Here is a 19,464-nt window from a genome sequence, read left to right on the forward strand (position 1 = left end):
GGACACTCCGCGTCCGCTCTCGATACCCCCCGCACACGCTCGACCATCACCCGAATCAATCTTGCTACCCTCCCTCCTCAACCCGACCTAGACTTGAGCCATTCCAAGAATAGGTACGCCATCATGTCCGAGTCGCTGCTCAGTTCCCGAAACCTGGCTTTCGAGCTGTATGAAGTGCTGGACGCCGAAGGGCTGACGCGGCGTGAGCGGTTTGCCGAGCATTCGCGGGAAACCTTTGATGCAGCGCTGGGGACGGCGCGTACTATCGCGGAAAAGTATTTTGCGCCGCACAACCGCAAGGCTGACGAAAACGAGCCGCGCTATGAAAATGGCGAAGCGATTCTGATCCCCGAGGTCAAGCCTGCTGTGGATGCGTTTCTCGCCGCTGGTTTTCTCAATGCATCGCGTGATTTTGAAGCGGGCGGCATGCAGTTGCCGACCCTACTGTCACAGGCCTGCTTTGCCCACTTTCAGGCAGCCAATGTCGGAACCACGGCCTACCCGTTCCTGACCATGGGCGCGGCGAATCTGATTGAGAGTTTTGGCAACGACGAACAAAAACAGCGCTTTCTGCAACCGATGATCGAGGGGCGCTTCTTCGGCACCATGGCCCTGACCGAGCCACACGCAGGTTCGTCGCTGTCAGACATCCGCACCCGCGCCGAACCGGCAGACGACGGCACCTACCGGCTGCGTGGCAACAAGATTTTCATCTCGGGTGGTGATCACGCGCTTTCGGAAAATATCGTGCACATGGTATTGGCAAAACTGCCGGATGCCCCTGGCGGGGTCAAAGGTATCTCGCTGTTCATCGTGCCCAAGTTTCTGGTCAACGACGACGGCAGCCTCGGCAAGCGCAACGATGTGCTGCTGGCGGGCCTGTTTCACAAGATGGGCTGGAAAGGCACGACCTCCACCGCGCTGAATTTCGGCGATAACGGTGAGTGTGTCGGCTATCTGGTCGGCAAGCCTCATCATGGTTTGAGTTACATGTTCCAGATGATGAACGAGGCACGCATCGGCGTCGGCCTGGGCGCGGTCATGCTCGGCTATTCGGGGTATCTGTACTCTCTGGATTATGCCCGCGATAGACCTCAAGGTCGGCTGCCTGACAGCAAAAGCCCCGAGAGCACGCCTGTTCCGATCATTCAGCACGCCGACGTGCGGCGTATGCTGCTGACCCAGAAAGCGTATGTAGAAGGCGCGTTCGACCTGTGCCTGTATGCCTCGCGACTGTTCGACGACACACAGACCGGCGAAACCGACGACGCCCGCAAGCATGCCCATGAACTGTTGGACTTACTGACTCCGGTGGTCAAGTCCTGGCCTTCGGAGTTCTGCCTGAAGGCCAACGAGCTGGCGATTCAGGTTCTCGGTGGTCACGGCTATACCCGCGAATACCCCGTTGAGCAGTACTACCGCGATAACCGGCTTAATCCGATTCATGAAGGCACTCACGGCATTCAGTCGCTGGACCTGCTTGGTCGCAAGCTGGCGCAAAATGGCGGCACCGGCCTCAAGCAACTGCTGCGCCTGATATCCGACACATGCGAGCGGGCGCAGGTTTACGACTCACTTCATGAGCTGCGCCAACCTCTGGAGCAATTGGTCACTCATGTGCAGGCTGTCACCCTCGGTCTGCTGACCGATCTGGCGCAAGGCAGAATCACCAGTACGCTGGCCAATTCGGCGCTGTACCTCAAGGTATTCGGCCATACCATTATTGGCTGGCGCTGGCTGGAACAGGCGATTCGCGCTGAGGAAGGTCTGGGCAAAGGTCATTCGGCCGACAGCGACTTCTACAAGGGCAAGCTTCAAGCAGCCCGGTACTTCCTGACCTGGGAAGTACCGGGCTGCCATCACGAACTGAGCATTCTGGAAAACCGCGATGACACTTGCCTTGCCATGCGCGATGGCTGGTTTTAAATAAAACCGGGCGGCGCTTGATCAGTGAGGGCTGAACAGGTCAGTCATCGGGTTCTGTGGAAAGAACCGGTCGACCAATGCCTTGGCATCTGCCCCCAACTTGAGCGCGTATTGCTCTCGACTGAATGGCTCGCCCGTGCGCATATCGTAAAGCGCTCTTCCCTGAACCGGGCGATCGACCTCCTGCATCTGGACTTTCATGATGCGGTAAAACTCGCCGACCACTTCTTCGATACTCTCGATTTGAAAATAACAACCAGGCAAAAAGATCGATTCGGCCTCATCGGGCGAGGCTGAAAATGGCGCGATCGGCGTGGCCCTCAAATACCGTCCTTTGGGCAACACAAAGACCACCGAAGTATCATCGAACGTTATCGGCCCAATCACCGCGTTAGTAGGAGCGCCGGCTCGACTGCTGGCAAACGCGCTGACCACGTAGGGGTTTTCACTGAACGAAGTGATATCGGTATTGACCAGCACATCGCCGATCTTGATCTGCCCGCTGCGGAACACGGCACCCGAGGTACCCCGATCACCGCTGCCACCCCGATACAACTCGACATCATTGCTATAGCCCACCACCTGGATGTCGTCGGCAAGACGCTCGATGAACCTTACCTGATTGGAGCCCCTACGTTCGCCTGTACGCAGGAATCGATTGAACACCGTATCCTCCTGGGTATAGAGCATGATGTTAGCGCCGTAATAGTCGTCCTCGCCCAGCTTGAACACCCTGTGTTTACCGTGCCACGGGTCCCGGTACACTTCATCGCCTTCGGGTGAAGAGTCAGACTCCAGAACATCGTCCGTGGTTGGCTCCCAGATATCCATGACCTCTTTCTGACGAGTCAGGGCTCTTTCTGCATAATATTGCTCATTGAATATGTCCGTTTGCAGGTACCTGTCCCAGAACGTTGAATGCACTGTTGCATAAGGTTTTCCTGGCGGGACTGATGAGCTGGTAGACGGCACCTGCGGATCCATAGGCGAGCCACCCTGCAAGCCAGGTGGTTGGATCAGCGTCCATTCCCCGTCGAGCCCCAAGCGAACCGGCTTACTGCCAACGAACGCAAAAGGATTGTCAGGGTCAACGATGAACCAGCACTGCTGTTGCTCACTGAACATCACGCGGTACGGCAACCGCGCAAGCTTGATCCAGGTTTCGCCATTGCCCAATGAGTAAACGCCACGAAACCTGCCTTCTTCGGCTGAAGGCGTGAGGCTCTCCAGCAGCAGGTTGCCTTCCATGTTTTCCAGCGGATCGACAATCACGCCACTTTCCACAACTTCACCGGGGAGCGACACGACATCCGCCCGCACTAATGGCACAGGCTCAGGCATGGTACGAATGGACATCAGTAGCGGCAGATTAAAAAGCAGGTAAAGGGTGTTGATAATGGCACCCAATACACCAGCGCGACGTTGCGCCGGGGTCTTGCCATTGATCGCCTGATCAATGTTCAACCCGGTATTGGCGAGGCCTGCGCCAACCAGCGTCAGAGCAATGGGCCACCCCAACGCGGCTAGCCCGCCAAAAGCCTGCATGAAGGCACTTAGATAACCGATCCACATCTGCTTGCGCAGATCGGCATTGGACGTCAGCAACTGATGCGCGTCGGCGGTCATGACCTGACGCGCGATATCACGCATATGAATAAATGGATCACCCACGATGGGTGCCCGGGATTGATTGATAATTCGAACATCGGCACGCCAGTCATGTGCGAGCAATTCACTGACCCCGCGCGCAAACCTGACGCCGTCTTGTGTTCGTGCCGCTTCGCCGCGCAGGAAATTGCCTGTCAGTGCCTTACCCGCCTGCTCGCTCGCGAACTGCACCTTGAGCCAGTTGTACAGCGCGCGTTCGTTTTCGAACACCTGAAAAGGCTGCTCGGCATCAGGCCGGTAAATCACTTCCCGGCCATCAGCGATAACGATACGCAGCATGTCGTAAGTCTTGACGCCGTTGATATCCAGCGTATGCACCGAAAGGCCAGGCGTTACCAAAGGCGAGTCCCGCAAGGCCTTCAGCGTCGCAGGCTGCGAGGGATCAGTGACGACGAATCGAGTGACGTGCTTGAATTCGTCTGGCGAAAGCTGACCTTTGCGCAGGCAATTACCGGCTGCAACCAAATAGTGTGCTTTGGCCAGAATACAAAAATTCTCACTGTGCGCACTCCAGAAACGCTCCATGCAGCGGGTGTACAGCGAGCTGAAATCCAGCGTCCACATTTCTGCCAGCAAAGTCTGCGGCAGCATGGGCACCTCGTTGCGCTCGTCGAACACCTCATGATCCGGACCGTCGGTATAAAAGCCGCCGTAAAGGGAAAGCTCATCACTGGCCTCTTGGTCGTGGGCGTTGAAGTTCTGCATGAGCAGTTCGATCAACGTCATCGATTGCAGCGGTTTGCCGGAATGCCGCCAGCCGGTAAATGTACGCGGGCTGCTGCTTGCGCTGCCGAAACGATGCCAATAGACCTTGTCGGGGTTGAACACCTTTTTCGTGTGCTGAAGCATGATCTTGCTGACTACGCTATAGGCCAGATCGTGCAGATCGGGGTAGTCGAAAACAAATTGCTTCGCGCGTTCACGCAGCAGTTGCTGATCGGTTTCAGGTATTTTCAGAGATTGGGTCGTCATGACTTCTTCCTGTATGAGAGAAGTCATGCACGTAATCACCCCTTACGGCATACGTGGCACTAACTATTTATAACGCGACCCTGCGCAGGCAGGCGCGTGAACTGATTCAGTCAGAGGCCCGACAGCAAAGGCAGCGGGTGACTGCAGATTGACCGGGTTCAGCCAGAAGTAATCGCGACCGAAAGTATTTGCTCGCCCGCCTCCAGAACTCTGCATGCGGATCCCGCTTATCGCCGAACGAATTTCCGCCCCTCTTATTTCTGCAATTTCATCGTCCATGATGAAAACCTTCTATAGCTGGAGCTCGACAAAAGGCCGCAAGAAGGCTTGGCTTGTGGCATATACGTCTGTGTCGACCGCCAGATTGCAACGAGTCACGTGCTCTGGAACGCCGAAGCTGCGTGATCCGCCGGAAATTGATCTTTGACAGCCAAGCAATTCAACAGGTTAAATCGCTTGGCATGCGGACTGCATGGTCAGTTTTCGCCCCTCTCGCTTCAATTCAGTTTTCTACGGAGTACCGCCCTTGGACGCCACCACCATCAACAGCCTGTTCCTGGTCGGCGCGTTGCTGGTAGCCGCAAGCATCCTGGTCAGTTCTCTTTCATCACGTCTGGGCATTCCGATCCTGGTCATCATCCTGGCCGTGGGTATGGTAGCGGGCGTGGATGGCGGCGGGATCATCTTCGATAACTACGCTACCGCGTACCTGGTCGGCAACCTTGCGCTGGCCGTCATTCTGCTTGACGGCGGGCTGCGCACCCGGGTGGCCAGTTTCCGGGTAGCGCTGTGGCCTGCCTTGTCGCTGGCGACGGTGGGCGTGCTTATCACCACGGTACTGACCGGCATGGTGGCGGCATGGCTGTTCAATCTGAGCGCTATCCAGGGGCTGCTGATCGGTGCAATCGTCGGTTCGACAGACGCTGCTGCGGTGTTCTCCCTGCTGGGCGGCAAAGGCCTGAACGAGCGGGTCACCGCCAGCCTCGAGATCGAATCGGGCAGCAACGACCCTATGGCCGTGTTCCTGACCGTCACCCTGATCGGCATGCTGGCCAGTGGGCAGACCGGTTTGCACTGGGGGCTGCTGGGGCATTTGATTCAGGAGTTCGGCATCGGCAGTTTCATCGGCCTGGGCGGCGGCTGGATCCTGCTGCAGCTGGTCAACCGCATCAATCTGGCGGCCGGCCTGTACCCGATTCTGGTGATTGCCGGCGGCCTGGCGATCTTCGCCCTGACCAACGCTATCCACGGCAGCGGTTTTCTCGCGGTCTACCTGTGCGGTCTGGTGCTGGGTAACCGGCCGATTCGCAGCCGCCACGGCATCCTGCACATGCTCGACGGCATGGCCTGGCTGGCACAGATCGGCATGTTTCTGGTGCTGGGCCTGCTGGTCACACCCCACGACCTGCTGCCGATTGCAATACCGGCACTGGGCCTGGCGCTGTGGATGATTCTGGTGGCACGCCCGCTGTCGGTGATGGTCGGCCTGCTGCCGTTCAAGGCCTTCCATGGCCGCGAAAAAGCCTTTATCGCCTGGGTCGGCCTGCGCGGCGCGGTGCCGATCATTCTCGCCGTGTTCCCGCTGATGGCCGGGCTGCCCAATGCGCAGCTGTACTTCAACCTGGCGTTCTTCATCGTACTGGTCTCGCTGTTGCTGCAAGGCACCAGCCTGCCGTGGGTGGCCAAACTGTTGAAAGTGACGGTTCCGCCTGACCCCGCGCCTATTTCCCGGGCCGCGCTGGAGGTGCACGTCACCAGTGAATGGGAGCTGTTCGTCTACCGTCTGGGCGCTGAAAAGTGGTGCATCGGTGCGGCGCTGCGTGAGCTGAAAATGCCTGAAGGCACGCGTATTGCCGCGCTGTTCCGGGGCCAGCAGTTGCTCCACCCGTCCGGCAGTACGACGCTGGAAGTGGGTGACCTACTGTGTGTGATCGGTCACGAACACGACCTTCCGGCGTTGGGCAAACTGTTCAGCCAGGCACCGCAACGTGGCCTGGACCTGCGCTTCTTCGGCGACTTCGTACTTGAAGGCGATGCACGGCTGGGTGAAGTCGCGGCCCTGTATGGCCTGAAACTCGATGGTATCGACCCCGGAATGCCGCTCAGCCAGTTCATTGTGCAGAAGAACCGCGGCGAGCCGGTGGTGGGCGACCAGATTGAATGGAATGGAACTATTTGGACAGTTGCCGTCATGGACGGGAACAAGATCCAGAAAGTGGGCGTCAAATTCCCCGAAGGAACCCGCCCGGGCCCCGGACTGTTCCTTTAAACTGCCAATCCACACGTATCATCATGCGACCGGTGTCTATGTTTTCCCTGCGTTCCATTTGTGCTGCCGCACTGTTTGCGCTTTGCCTGTCCACCTTCCCGGCGCTCGCCGCCGATCCGCCCAGCAGCGATGCCGTGCAGCAAAGTCTCGACAAGATTGCTGATCGCAAGCTGCCCGATGCCGAGCAGAAGGCGCTGCAACAGGTACTCGAGCAAACGCTGGCTTTTCTCGCCAGCAAGAAGGACAGCGAGCAGAAACTCGAAGCGCTCAAGCAACAACTGGCCCAGGCGCCAAAACAGACCTCGGAAAACCAGCGCGAGCTGGCCCGCCTGAAAGAAAGCAAAGTGGTACCCGTCGCCCAGCGCTACGGCGGCCTTGATGTGCCACAACTGGAGCAGCTTCTCAGCCAGCGCAGTACTCAGCAAAGCGACCTGCAAAGCGAACTCAACGACGCCAACAGCCTGGCAATCACCGCGCAGACCCGGCCTGAGCGGGCGCAGACTGAAATCAGCGCCAATCAGACGCGCATCCAGCAGATCAACGCCATCCTCAAGAGCGGCAAGGACAACGGCAAAACCCTGAGCGCCGACCAGCGCAACCTGCTCAATTCAGAACTGGCCTCGATCAACGCCCTCAACCTGCTGCGCCGTCAGGAACTGGCCGGCAACAGCCAGTTGCAGGACCTGGGCAATAGCCAGCATGACTTGCTGACCGAAAAGGTCGCGCGCCAGGAACAGGAAATTCAGGACCTGCAAACCCTGATCAACGACAAGCGTCGCGCCCAGTCGCAGAAAACGGTCGCCGACCTGTCCCTGGAAGCGCAAAAGTCCGGTGGCAGCAGCCTGCTGGCGACCGAAAGCGCCGCCAACCTCAAGCTGTCTGACTACCTGTTGCGCGGCACCGACCGCCTCAACGAGCTGACCCAGCAAAACCTCAAGACCAAACAGCAACTGGACAACCTGACCCAGACCGATCAAGCCCTCAGCGAGCAGATCAACGTGCTGAGCGGCAGCCTGCTGCTGTCCAAGATTCTCTACAAGCAGAAGCAGGCGTTGCCGCACCTGGAGCTGGACAAGGGCCTGGCCGACGAAATCGCCAACATCCGCCTGTATCAGTTCGACATCAACCAGCAACGCGAGCAGATGAGCACACCGACCGCCTATGTCGAGAAGCTGCTCGCCACTCAACCGCCTGAAAACATTACCCCGCAACTGCGCCGCACGCTGCTCGACCTAGCGATCACCCGCAGCGACTTGCTGGAGCGTCTCAATCGCGAGCTGAGCGCGTTGCTCAACGAGTCCATCACGCTGCAACTGAACCAGAAGCAGCTGACCAGCACCGCTCAGGGGCTGCGCGCCACACTCGACGAGCAGATGTTCTGGATCCCCAGCAACAAGCCGCTGGACCTGGAATGGTTTCAGAATATCTGGCCGCGCCTGCAAAAGCAGATCGCCACCCTGCCCTGGACATCCAGCCTGAGCGAGCTGTCAGACGGTCTGACTCAGCGACCGCTGCTGTTCCTGCCCCTGCTGCTGTTGATCGGCGTACTGACCTGGCGGCGCAAGGCGCTGTATCAGAAGCTGAATCGCCTGCATGCCGACATCGGCCACTTCAAACGTGACAGCCAATGGAAAACGCCACTGGCGCTGCTGATCAACGTGCTGCTGGCCATGCCCGTGGCGCTGGGCCTGGCGCTGTGCGGCTATGCACTGCAAATCGATGCACGCGGGCAGAACGCCAACCTGGGTGAGGCATTGCTGCAGATCGCCCTCGCCTGGCTGGTGTTCTACACCGCCTACCGCGTACTCGCCCCATCTGGCGTTGCCCAGCTGCATTTCCGCTGGGAAACGGCGCAGGTCGAGTTCCTGCGTGGCTGGGTGCGTCGCCTCGGGCTGGTCGTCCTGGCCCTGGTGGCGGTGGTGGCCGTAGCCGAGCACCAGCCTGCCGCGCTGGCCGACGATGTGCTGGGGATCGGCGTGGTGCTGACCTGTTACGCTCTGATGACCTGGCTGCTCGCTCGCCTGCTGATCTCAAGCCCCACGCATCATAACGCTTCGCTGTTCCGCAAGACTGTCGGTGTGGTGTTCACAGCATTGCCCGTCGCACTCTTTCTGGCCGTGTGCTTTGGCTACTACTACACGGCGCTCAAGCTCAGCGACCGCCTGATCGACACCCTGTACCTGATGATGATCTGGCTGATGGTCGAGGCGACCTTCGTTCGCGGCCTGAGCGTCGCCGCCCGGCGTCTGGCCTATCAGCGCGCGCTGGCCAAGCGTCAGGCAGCCCGGGAAAACGGCGACAGCGACATTCCGGTCGAAGAGCCGAAACTGGACATCGAACAGGTCAACCAGCAGTCGCTGCGCCTGATTCGTCTGGCCCTGCTGGCCGGTTTCGTCGGTGCGCTGTACCTGGTCTGGGCCGAGCTGATCACCGTGTTCGCCTACCTGGACAACATCATCCTCTACGAATACACCAGCGGTACCGGTGCCAACATGAGTATGGTGCCGATCAGCCTGAGCGACTTCCTCGGTGCAGGGGTGATCATCGTCATCACCTTCGTGCTCGCCGGCAACCTGCCCGGCCTGCTGGAAGTGCTGGTGCTGTCACGCATGAACCTCGCGCAAGGCAGTGCCTACGCGACGACCACGCTGCTATCGTACACCATCGCCGGTGTCGGCTTCGTGACAACGCTGTCAACGCTGGGCGTGAGCTGGGACAAATTGCAGTGGCTGGTCGCGGCGCTGTCGGTAGGGCTCGGGTTCGGCATGCAGGAGATCTTCGCCAACTTCATATCCGGCATCATGATCCTCTTCGAACGTCCGGTGCGGATCGGTGACACCATCACCATCGGCGCCCTGTCGGGGACGGTCAGCAAGATCCGCATCCGCGCAACGACCATCACTGACTTCGATCGCAAGGACATCATCGTCCCGAACAAGACCTTCATCACCGGCCAGCTCATCAACTGGTCGCTGACCGACACTGTCACCCGCGTAACGCTCAAGCTGGGCGTCGATTACGGCTCGGACCTGGATCTGGTGCGCTCCCTGCTGCTGCAAGCCGCCCGGGAAAACCCTCGGGTGCTGAAGGAACCAGAGCCCATCGTTTACTTCCTGAACTTCGGCGAAAGCACCCTCGACCACGAACTGCGCATGCACGTCCGCGACCTGGGCGACCGCAACCCGGTGCTGGACGAGATCAACCGCTTCATCAATCGCGAGTTCAAGAAGCAGCACATCAACATCTCGTTCCGCCAGATGGAGATCTACCTCAAGAACACCCAAGGCCTGGAATACAAACTGGTGCCCGCCGAGCCGAGCGACAAAACCGGAGCCCCGACCGGGCAAACAACGCTGCAACCGGTAAACACCAAAGTGGCCCCGGCGACCAAGGATGCACCGGAGCCGCCTGAGTTGCGGCTGGACTAAGGCGATTACTTTCTGCAACAGCACGCGTCAATCGGGTAACAGCCCGGTTGACGCGTGATTGCAATCAAATCAGGCCTCAACCCGCCCAATCACCACCTTCGCCTCCAGATACCCGCCAGGCTCCTTGCTGATCTGCACGGTTCCGGCACACGGCGCCAGTATCGATGTTTCCATCTTCATCGCCTCCATGATGGCGATCACCTGGCCCTTTTCTACTGTCGCTCCGTCCTCAACTGCCCACGCATGCAGATTACCCGCGACCGGCGTCAGTACTGCGTGCGGGTCAGGGGCGTCGGCAGCTGGCTGGCTGGCGTCAGCCGGTGCGGCAGCGTTCAGGCTCATGCCGGCCAGCAGCGCGGCGGGCAGGCCCAGTTCGTGGCGTTTGCCGTCGATTTCAACGAAGGTGCGCAGCACGCCTGCATCGACTGGCGCAGCGTTGCGCGGTGCGATGGTGACGTGCTCGGCGAAGTCGGTTTCGATCCAGCGGGTGTGGACGGCGAAGGTATTGGCGGCGGTGAAGTCGTCGTGGGCCATGACGGCTCGATGGAACGGCAGCACGGTGGCGACGCCTTCCACTTTGAACTCGGCCAGGGCGCGGCGGGCGCGGCTGATAGCCTGTTCGCGGGTCGCGCCGGTGACGATCAGTTTGGCGATCATCGAATCGAAGTTCGCTGACACTCGCGAGCCTTCTGTCACGCCGGTGTCCAGCCGCACGCCCGGTCCGGACGGTGGCTGAAACACGTCGATGGTGCCCGGGGTCGGCAGGAAGCCGTTGCCTGCATCTTCGGCGTTGATGCGGAATTCGAAGCTGTGGCCGCGCGGTACAGGCGTACCGTCGAACGATAGCGGCAGGCCGTCGGCCACGCGCAGTTGTTCGATGACCAGATCCACACCGCTGGTTTCTTCAGTCACCGGGTGTTCGACCTGCAAGCGTGTGTTGACCTCCAGGAATGACAGGGTGCCGTCGCCACTGAGCAGGAATTCCACCGTACCGGCACCGACATAGCCTGCCTCGGCACAAACCGCACGGGCCGAATCGTGAATGCGCTGGCGCAGTTCATCATTCAAGTAAGGCGCTGGCGCTTCTTCGATCAGCTTCTGATTGCGGCGTTGTAGCGAGCAGTCGCGGGTGCCGACAACGATTACGCGGCCGTGGCGGTCGGCGATGATCTGCGCTTCGATATGACGAGGACGGTCCAGAAAGCGTTCGACAAAGCATTCGCCACGGCCAAACGCGGTTACTGCCTCGCGTACGGCAGACTCGTACAGTTCGCTGACTTCATCCAGCTTCCAGGCCACCTTCAAGCCTCGACCACCGCCGCCAAAGGCGGCCTTGATGGCAATCGGCAGGCCGTGCTGCTCGGCGAACGCAAGCACCTCAGAGGCATCTTTCACCGGGTTTTCAGTACCGGCTACCAGCGGCGCACCGACTTTCAAGGCGATGCGCCGGGCCTGCACCTTGTCACCCAATGCGTCGATGGTTGCAGGGTCCGGGCCGATCCAGGTCAGGCCGGCGTCGATCACGGCGCGGGCAAAGTCGGCGCGCTCCGAGAGGAAGCCATACCCCGGGTGAACCGCGTCGGCACCGGCACGAGCAGCCACTGCCAGCAGTTTTTCGATGTTCAGATAGGTGTCGGTCGGGCGCTCACCTTGCAGCCCATAGGCTTCATCGGCTTGAAGCACATGCAGCGCGTCGATATCGGCATCGGCATACACGGCCACCGAGGCAACCCCATAGTCACGGCAGGCGCGGGCAATGCGCACGGCAATTTCGCCACGGTTGGCAATCAGAACCTTTTTCATCTGTTATTGGTCTCGTCTGAAGTGGCGGGGCGCACTGGCTCGAAGGCGCTCAGCGGGTTGAAACGAATGCGGGCATTGACCGGAATCTGCCCGGCCTTGTCCAGGTGATAGGTAGCGACTGCGCCGATGACCGGGTAACCGCCGGTCAACGGGTGGTCCGCCAGAAACAGTACCGGCTGGCCACTGGGCGGTACCTGAATGGCACCGACCGTGGTGCCCTCGCTGGGCAGTTCGCCACTGACGGCGCGCGCAAGCGACTGCTCGCCCGCCAGGCGGATACCGATACGGTTGGATTGCGGCGTAACCAGCCAGGTTTGCTGCGCAAGCAACGCCTGCGCCTCGGCGGTGAACCAGTCGCTGCGCGGCCCCATGACCACATCCAGGGTAATGACCTGATCATTGCGCGGCATGTCGAAGGCCGGTTGTTCGCCAGTCGACACCGCAGCGCCGCCGGTTCTGCACTTGAAGCCCAGCCGGTCGCCAGCCGCCAGCGCTGCGGGTCCGACCTGGGCCAGCGTGTCAGTGGACAGACTGCCCAGCACCGGCTCGTGGACAAAACCACCGCGAACGGCCAGATAACTGCGCAAGCCTGCGGTGGGCGAACCGATGCTCACCTGATCGCCGCTCTGCAACGAAAACGGCGCGTAAAGCGGCGGCTGCATGCGTTGGCCATCAGCCGTCAGCACCTCGACAGGCGCCTGAGCACCGGTAACCGCTACCACCGCCTGGCCCTGACAGGTAAACGTCAGGCCACCCATGAGAATTTCCAGACAAGCAGTGCCTGGCTCGTTGCCTACTGCGCGATTGGCGGCACGCAATGCGCCGCGATCCAGCGCACCCGATGCGGAAACACCCTGCCCTGCCCGACCGGGACGCCCCAGGTCCTGAAACAGGGTCTGCAGACCCGGCGTAACGACTTGCAGATAGTCTTCGGTGATTGTCGACGCCTGCTGACGAACGGGCGCAGCCACCGAAACGCTGGTCACGGGCAGCGGACCCGCGTCTTGAAAGCGCACGCGATAGCCAGGCTGAAGCAAGGCTGGCTCGTCGCGGCCCAGGTCCCACATTTTTGAGTGAGTCACGCCGATGATCTGCCAGCCTCCGGGGCTGGCCTGTGGATAAACACCGCTGAAGCCACCGGCCAACGCCACTGCGCCAGCCGGAATGCGCGTGCGCGGCGTGCTGCGCCGCGGCACCACAAAGCCGGCACCGCCACTGAGGTAGGCAAAACCGGGCGCAAAGCCGCAGAAGGCAACGTTGTAGTCGCTGCCGGTGTGGCGCTTGATCACTTCGTCAACGCTGATGTCCAGCTCGCGGGCCACATCAGCCAGGTCTTCACCGTTGTAATGCACGGGTATTTCAATCAGCTTGCCGGGCTCGCGAGCGCTGCCGCGAATGTCACGCGAGGCAATCTGCGCCGCAAGCGCCTCGAAACCGATGGCAGACGGACGAAAATGCACCAGCAACGTCCGGGCCGCCGGAACGATTTCCTCCACGCCTGCGATGGGCCTCTGCTGTAACGATTCGAACAGGGCCAGAGTCTCGTCCAGGTTCGACAGTTCAACCAGGAGCGCGTCCAGGTTGGCCGGGTAGAAACGCATGAGCCTCTCCTATACGTGGTAGTAGCTGTCCGGAATATCGGTAATGAACATGTGCCCCGGTGCGTGGGAAATCGCAAACGGCACACGGGACGCCATGACCACCGCCTGCGGGGTCACGCCGCAGGCCCAGAACACCGGAATCTCGCCGGGCTTGATGCTCACGGCATCGCCGAAGTCCGGATGCGCAAGATCCTTGATGCCAAGCAGCTCAGGTTCGCCGACATGCACCGGGGCGCCGTGCACGCCGGGGTAGCGCCCGGTGATCCTTGCTGCCTCGGCAACCCGGTCGGCAGCGATGGGCCGCATCGACACCACCATGTTTCCCTGCAAGCGCCCGGCAGGTCGACAGACACGATTGCTGCGGTACATCGGTACGTTGCAGCCTTCGCTGATGTGACGCACATCGATCCCGGCGTTCATCAGGTCGGTCTCGAAGGTGAAGCTGCAACCGATCAGAAAACTGACCAGATCGCCGTGCTGCGCCCAGATTTCGCTGGCGTCGCTGACTTCTTCAGCCAGTTGCCCATCACGCCAGACCCGATACAACGGCAGGTCGGTGCGCAGGTCGGCCTGTTCGGCCAGTAGCGTGGTGTAGCTGCCAGGCTCGGTCACATCCAGCACCGGGCAGGCTTGCGGATTGCGCTGGGCGAACAGCAGAAAGTCATAGGCCCAATCGCGCGGCAGCGTGATCATGTTGCACTGGGTCAGACCGGGGGCCTGACCCGCGGTCGGCGAAACAAACCCTTGTCGATAGCGGGTACGTGCCTCGATAGCCGCCTGACGGGCGTGTTGCAAGGTGTTGTTCATGGTCAGCCCCGGTTGAATGCGCGGACGGTAACGCCTGCGTCGTGCAAACGGTCTTTCAGAATGCGGGCGATGTTCACCGCGCCCGGACTGTCGCCGTGTACGCAGATAGAATCGGCTTGCAGACTGATTTCGCGGCCGTCTTCAGCCTCGATAACCCCGTCGCGCACCAGACGCAGCATGTGTTCGGCGATCAGTTCGGCATCGTGCAGCACGGCACCGGGCCGCGAACGGGAGACCAGCGTGCCTTCAGCGGTGTAGGCCCGGTCGGCGAACGCTTCGGCAACGCACGCCAGTCCAGCTTCCCGCGCCCAGCCGAGCAGTGGCGAATTGGCCAGACACACCAGCTTCAGCGCAGGGTCGATACGCAGCAGCGCCTGAATGACCGCCGCTGCCTGGCGCTGATCGCCAGCGATGGTGTTGTACAGCGCGCCGTGAGGTTTGACGTATGTCACGCTGGTCCCGGCGCTGCGGGCCAGGCCCTGAAGCGCGCCGATCTGATAAATGACGTCGGCGGTCAGTTGGTCGCTCGGGATGTCCATGTTGCGGCGGCCAAACCCTACCAGGTCCGGGTAGGCCACATGTGCGCCGATGGCAACGCCCCGGGCCGCAGCGGCCTCAAGGGTGCGCAGGATCCCGGCCGGGTCACCAGCATGGAAGCCGCAGGCCACATTGGCGCTGCTGACCACATCGAGAATCGCCTCGTCGTCGCCCATGCTCCAGGCGCCGAAGCTTTCACCGAGATCACTGTTGAGGTCTATTGCAGGCATTTTTATTCTCCGAAATCAGGCTGCATTGATGAAGGCAAAGATGGCTCCCGCCGATTTGAACGCCATGTACCACGACAGCAGACAGGTCAGCACGCCCAGCACCAATAGCCAGCGCGGGTAGTGGTAGCCGTCCATCATGTCGGACCGGCGCCAGCCGACGTACATGAAAATGCTCAGGCCCAGTGGCAGGATCAAACCGTTGAAGCCCCCGGCAAAGACCAGCAGCGCGGCCGGTGGTTTGCCCCACATGACGTATACGACCACGGTGATCAGGATAAAGCCGACAGTTGCCAGGTTGCGCACGCGCTCGGTGATGCGTTTGGAAAATACCGTGATGAACGACATCGAAGTATAGGACGCGCCGATTACGCTGCTGATGCCGGCCGCCCAGAGCACCAGGCCGAACATGATCAGGCCGAAGTTGCCAGCGGCGGCGGTGAACGCCTGGGCCGCAGGGTTTGCGCCCTGACCGGATACATCGATGACGACGCCGCTGGCGACCACGCCGAGGATCGCCAGAAACAGTATGTAACGGACAACCCCGGTGACCAGAATACCGGTCAGCGCCGCCTTGGACACGACATCGATGTTCTCGACCCCGACGGTGCCGCGATCCAGCAAGCGGTGAGCACCGGCATAAGTGATGTAACCGCCGACCGTGCCGCCGACGATGGTGGTGATGGCGGCGAAATCGACCATGTCCGGCAATACCGTCTGACGCAGCGCCTCGCCCAGCGGCGGGTGCGAGGCGAAGGCAGCGAACAGGATCAGGCAGACTTTCAAGGTACCCAGCACCATCATGATGCGATCCATCGCAATACCCGCACGGTGCGACGAGAAGATCGCAATGGCGATCAGCGCACTCAAAGCGCCACCCCATTTGGGGTCAAGACCGGTCAACGCATTCAAGCCCAGGCCCGCACCGGCGATGTTGCCCAGACTGAACACCAGGCCACCGAAGATGACCAGTACGGCGAGCAGATAACCACTGCCCGGGATCGCTGCGTTGGCCAGATCGGCCGCGCGCATTCTGGTCAGCGTCACGATGCGCCAGACATTCAACTGCACCACGAAGTCGATCAGGATCGACGCCAGAATGCCGAAGGCAAACGCCGCCCCCAGAGTCGCGGTGAACGTGGCTGTCTGGGTCAGAAAACCAGGACCGATGGCAGAGGTCGCCATCATGAAGATCGCGGCGATCAATGAGGCGCGACGCGCCTTGGTGAACTCATTGGCAGTCTGTGTCACGGCGGCATTCCTGAGATGAGAGGTAACCTGCCAGAGCAATGAGCATGCCAAAGGGCATTAAACAGCGCCAAGCTGTAGATACATAAAGATAATATTGTTGAACAATCCATATCTTATGGATCAACAATACGCACCATATTGTTACGCTTGAACTCAAGTGTGCTACCTGATGAAGCATCGGATGGCCTTCGTCCTTGCCAGCCAATGAGCTGTCGTGGAATATCGACTCGGCTTTTCCTTATCCGGACCCTTTATGAACGACGCTGCTTCTCTCCTCCCTCGTACGCTTGGAGAATCAATCACCACAGAGCTTCGCAGAATGCTGGTCGAGGGTGAGCTGGTTCCCGGTCAACGCCTTTCGGAAGCGGCGCTGGCCGAAAGCCTGCAGATTTCCCGCAATACCTTGAGAGAAGCCTTCAGAATTCTGACCCGCGAGGGTTTGCTCACTCATGAACCCAACCGCGGAGTGACCGTGGCCAAGCCTGATATGGCCTCGATCATCGATATTTATCGCATCCGGCGCTTCATCGAATGCAGGGCGATTGCCCAGGCATATCCGCAGCATCCTGGCGTGCAGAACATGCGCAATGCGGTCGAGGCAGGCGTGCGCGCCCGTGAAGCCAATGACTGGATGGCCGTCGGCACCGCCAACATGAAGTTTCACAAGGCCATCGTCGAACTGTCCGACAGCCCGCGACTGGTAGCGTTTTATGCGCAGATCTCGGCAGAATTACGCTTGGCTTTCGGGCTGCTCAACAATCCGGAATTGCTCCACTCGCCCTACCTGGACATGAATGCTGCCGTGCTCGGCCGTCTCGACGCTGGCAAGACCGATGAAGCGACCCATATGCTCGAAGAATATCTGGTGCAATCGGAGCGCACGATTCTAGCCGCCTACGAGCGAACCCGGGCCCGGTAGTCCGGGCGTCTACCTGATCGCCAGAACTACCACCCCGGGACCCGGTCTACGGGTTCTGACCGTTGCAACACGCCCGACGAGCCAGGCAGGCCGCCGCTTCGTTGAAAGCCTGAAATCCCCCTCTGGAGGCGCTACGTTTGAAAGCACTCGACGAACTCATTTTCGACAACCGCTTTGCCCGTCTGGGCGATGCGTTCTCCACCTCCGTGCTGCCTGAGCCCATCGAAACGCCGCGGCTTGTGGTTGCCAGCCAGTCAGCGCTGGCGCTGCTGGACCTGGCCCCTGAACAAGCCGATCTGCCGCTGTTCGCGGAGATATTCAGCGGCCACAAGCTGTGGTCCGAAGCCGAGCCGCGAGCGATGGTTTATTCCGGCCATCAGTTTGGCTCCTACAACCCGCGCCTGGGTGACGGCCGCGGGCTGTTGCTGGGCGAGGTGTATAACGACGCAGGCGAACACTGGGACCTGCACCTCAAGGGCGCGGGCCGCACGCCGTACTCGCGGATGGGCGATGGACGCGCTGTGCTGCGTTCGTCGATCCGTGAGTTTCTGGCTTCCGAAGCGTTGCACGCTTTGGGTATCCCCAGCAGCCGTGCAGGGTGCGTAGTCAGTTCAAGCACGCCGGTATGGCGCGAAACCCAGGAACACGCCGCGATGGTGCTGCGTCTGGCGCAGAGCCATGTGCGCTTCGGCAGTCTGGAATACTTTTTCTACACCAAACAGCCCGAGCAGTTGAAGACGCTGGCCGAACATGTGCTGACCATGCATTACCCGCATTGTCAGGAACAGCCCGAGCCGTATCTGGCGATGTTCCGCGAAATCGTCGAGCGCAACGCCGAGCTGATTGCCAAGTGGCAGGCCTACGGCTTCTGTCATGGCGTGATGAACACCGACAACATGTCGATTCTGGGCATTACCTTCGATTTCGGACCGTTCGCGTTTCTGGACGATTTCGATGAGCACTTCATCTGCAACCACTCCGATCACGAGGGCCGCTACTCCTTCAGCAATCAGGTGCCTATCGCACAATGGAACCTGAGCGCACTGGCGCAGGCGCTGACACCGTTCATCAGCGTGGAAGCGTTACGCGAGACTATTGGCTTGTTCCTGCCGCTGTATCAGGCGCACTACCTGGACCTGATGCGTCGTCGCCTGGGCCTGACCATTGCCCAAGAGCAGGACGAACAACTGGTCAGCCAATTGTTGAAGCTGATGCAGAACAGTGGCGTGGACTACACCCTGTTTTTCCGCCGCCTGGGCGATCAGCCCGCCGCAGAAGCGCTGCGCACATTGCGCGACGACTTTGTCGACATCAAGGGTTTCGATGGCTGGGCAGAAGCGTATCTGGCGCGTATTGCCCTCGAGGACAACGGCACCGAGCAGGAGCGTCAAACCCGCATGCACGCGGTCAATCCGCTGTACATACTGCGCAACTACCTGGCCCAGAACGCTATCGCCGCAGCGGAAAAAGGTGACTATGCAGAAGTCCGCCGTCTGCATCAGGTGCTCTGCACGCCCTTCACCGAACAACCCGGAATGGAAGGCTACGCCCAGCGACCACCGGACTGGGGCAAGCATCTGGAAATCAGCTGTTCGTCGTGAGGCTTTTGGTCCCCTATCGTGCCCATGCTCACCGTGCTCTGCGTCCTGCCTTGAGTGTGCGGCGCGGCATAGATCTGTGACGCGGAGCGTCACGCACGGCATTCCCACGCTGGAGCGTGAGGAACGATAATCCTGTAACTATCGTGCGGCGCTCCGCGTCGCATGCCGTTCTGGACGCTCTGCGTCCGATCCTGACTGTGCGGTGCGGCGCAGATTTGTGACGCGGAGCATCACACACGGCATTCCCACGCTGGAGCGTGAGGAACGATAATCCTGTAACTATCGTGCGGCGCTCCGCGTCGCATGCAGTTCTGGACGCTCCGCGTCCTATCCGGAATGTGCGGCGCGGCACAGATCTGTGACGCGGAGCATCACACCCGGCATTCCCACGCTGGAGCGTGAGGAACGATAATCCTGTAACTATCGTGCGGCGCTCCGCGTCGCATGCCGTTCTG

12 protein-coding genes are annotated in these 19,464 nt (G+C 60.4%); 5 read left to right on the plus strand and 7 right to left on the minus strand.

Going from position 1 to position 19,464, the window contains the following annotated elements; translation table 11 throughout:
* Positions 1 to 123 precede the first annotated feature (123 nt).
* Positions 124 to 1,926: an acyl-CoA dehydrogenase gene (locus tag RYC17_RS21515; protein WP_122280658.1), complete on the plus strand. Its 1,803-nt coding sequence runs from the start codon at positions 124 to 126 to the stop codon at positions 1,924 to 1,926.
* A gap of 21 nt (positions 1,927 to 1,947) precedes the next feature.
* On the opposite strand, the gene RYC17_RS21520 is transcribed toward RYC17_RS21515, so the two are convergent.
* Positions 1,948 to 4,593 carry a dermonecrotic toxin domain-containing protein gene (locus RYC17_RS21520; protein ID WP_316904419.1) on the minus strand — a complete coding sequence of 882 codons (2,646 nt, stop codon included), beginning with the start codon at positions 4,591 to 4,593 and terminating at the stop codon, positions 1,948 to 1,950.
* 36 nt (positions 4,594 to 4,629) lie between these two features.
* Positions 4,630 to 4,845, minus strand: a complete 216-nt coding sequence (locus RYC17_RS21525) for a hypothetical protein (RefSeq protein ID WP_316904420.1) — start codon at positions 4,843 to 4,845, stop codon at positions 4,630 to 4,632.
* Positions 4,846 to 5,092: 247 nt separating this feature from the next.
* On the opposite strand from RYC17_RS21525, the gene RYC17_RS21530 reads away from it, so the two are divergent.
* Complete coding sequence (locus RYC17_RS21530; RefSeq protein WP_058399859.1) at positions 5,093 to 6,835, plus strand: potassium/proton antiporter; 1,743 nt, start codon at positions 5,093 to 5,095, stop codon at positions 6,833 to 6,835.
* 38 nt (positions 6,836 to 6,873) lie between these two features.
* Positions 6,874 to 10,263: a mechanosensitive channel MscK gene (gene mscK / locus RYC17_RS21535; RefSeq protein WP_058407725.1), complete on the plus strand. Its 3,390-nt coding sequence runs from the start codon at positions 6,874 to 6,876 to the stop codon at positions 10,261 to 10,263.
* Between the two features lie 69 nt (positions 10,264 to 10,332).
* On the opposite strand, the gene RYC17_RS21540 is transcribed toward mscK, so the two are convergent.
* The 5 genes from RYC17_RS21540 to RYC17_RS21560 are packed head-to-tail and all read right to left on the minus strand — an operon-like array spanning position 10,333 to position 16,489.
* Positions 10,333 to 12,066, minus strand: coding sequence for an acetyl/propionyl/methylcrotonyl-CoA carboxylase subunit alpha (locus RYC17_RS21540; RefSeq protein ID WP_058407726.1), 1,734 nt, complete (start codon positions 12,064 to 12,066; stop codon positions 10,333 to 10,335).
* Positions 12,063 to 13,667, minus strand: coding sequence for a 5-oxoprolinase/urea amidolyase family protein (locus RYC17_RS21545; protein ID WP_122280655.1), 1,605 nt, complete (start codon positions 13,665 to 13,667; stop codon positions 12,063 to 12,065). Before RYC17_RS21545 ends, RYC17_RS21540 begins: the two co-directional genes overlap by 4 nt.
* Positions 13,668 to 13,676: 9 nt before the next feature.
* Positions 13,677 to 14,474 (minus strand): putative hydro-lyase, encoded by a 798-nt coding sequence (locus tag RYC17_RS21550; RefSeq protein WP_058399855.1) that lies wholly within the window; start codon positions 14,472 to 14,474, stop codon positions 13,677 to 13,679.
* Positions 14,475 to 14,476: 2 nt separating this feature from the next.
* Positions 14,477 to 15,241: a 5-oxoprolinase subunit PxpA gene (locus RYC17_RS21555; RefSeq protein ID WP_316904422.1), complete on the minus strand. Its 765-nt coding sequence runs from the start codon at positions 15,239 to 15,241 to the stop codon at positions 14,477 to 14,479.
* A 15-nt stretch (positions 15,242 to 15,256) separates the two neighbouring features.
* Entirely contained in the window at positions 15,257 to 16,489 is a 1,233-nt protein-coding gene (locus RYC17_RS21560) for an NRAMP family divalent metal transporter (protein WP_005731064.1), read from the minus strand.
* 253 nt (positions 16,490 to 16,742) lie between these two features.
* Between RYC17_RS21560 and RYC17_RS21565 the strand changes: the two genes are divergently transcribed.
* Both RYC17_RS21565 and selO read left to right on the plus strand, forming a co-directional pair.
* Entirely contained in the window at positions 16,743 to 17,408 is a 666-nt protein-coding gene (locus RYC17_RS21565; protein ID WP_080395112.1) for a GntR family transcriptional regulator, read from the plus strand.
* 137 nt (positions 17,409 to 17,545) lie between these two features.
* Positions 17,546 to 19,009, plus strand: coding sequence for a protein adenylyltransferase SelO (gene selO, locus RYC17_RS21570; RefSeq protein ID WP_058407728.1), 1,464 nt, complete (start codon positions 17,546 to 17,548; stop codon positions 19,007 to 19,009).
* Positions 19,010 to 19,464: the final 455 nt, after the last annotated feature.

It is taken from the genome of Pseudomonas syringae group sp. J248-6 (assembly GCF_032586995.1).
GTDB classification, from domain to species: domain Bacteria; phylum Pseudomonadota; class Gammaproteobacteria; order Pseudomonadales; family Pseudomonadaceae; genus Aquipseudomonas; species Aquipseudomonas amygdali.

Coding starts and splice junctions, on each gene's coding strand:
- RYC17_RS21565 (WP_080395112.1), top strand. CDS start 16,743: ATGAACGACGCTGCTTCTCTCCTCCCTCGTACGCTTGGAGAATCAATC.
- RYC17_RS21515 (WP_122280658.1), top strand. CDS start 124: ATGTCCGAGTCGCTGCTCAGTTCCCGAAACCTGGCTTTCGAGCTGTAT.
- RYC17_RS21520 (WP_316904419.1), bottom strand. CDS start 4,593: ATGACTTCTCTCATACAGGAAGAAGTCATGACGACCCAATCTCTGAAA.
- RYC17_RS21550 (WP_058399855.1), bottom strand. CDS start 14,474: ATGAACAACACCTTGCAACACGCCCGTCAGGCGGCTATCGAGGCACGT.
- mscK (WP_058407725.1), top strand. CDS start 6,874: ATGTTTTCCCTGCGTTCCATTTGTGCTGCCGCACTGTTTGCGCTTTGC.
- RYC17_RS21525 (WP_316904420.1), bottom strand. CDS start 4,845: ATGGACGATGAAATTGCAGAAATAAGAGGGGCGGAAATTCGTTCGGCG.
- RYC17_RS21540 (WP_058407726.1), bottom strand. CDS start 12,066: ATGAAAAAGGTTCTGATTGCCAACCGTGGCGAAATTGCCGTGCGCATT.
- RYC17_RS21555 (WP_316904422.1), bottom strand. CDS start 15,241: ATGCCTGCAATAGACCTCAACAGTGATCTCGGTGAAAGCTTCGGCGCC.
- RYC17_RS21545 (WP_122280655.1), bottom strand. CDS start 13,667: ATGCGTTTCTACCCGGCCAACCTGGACGCGCTCCTGGTTGAACTGTCG.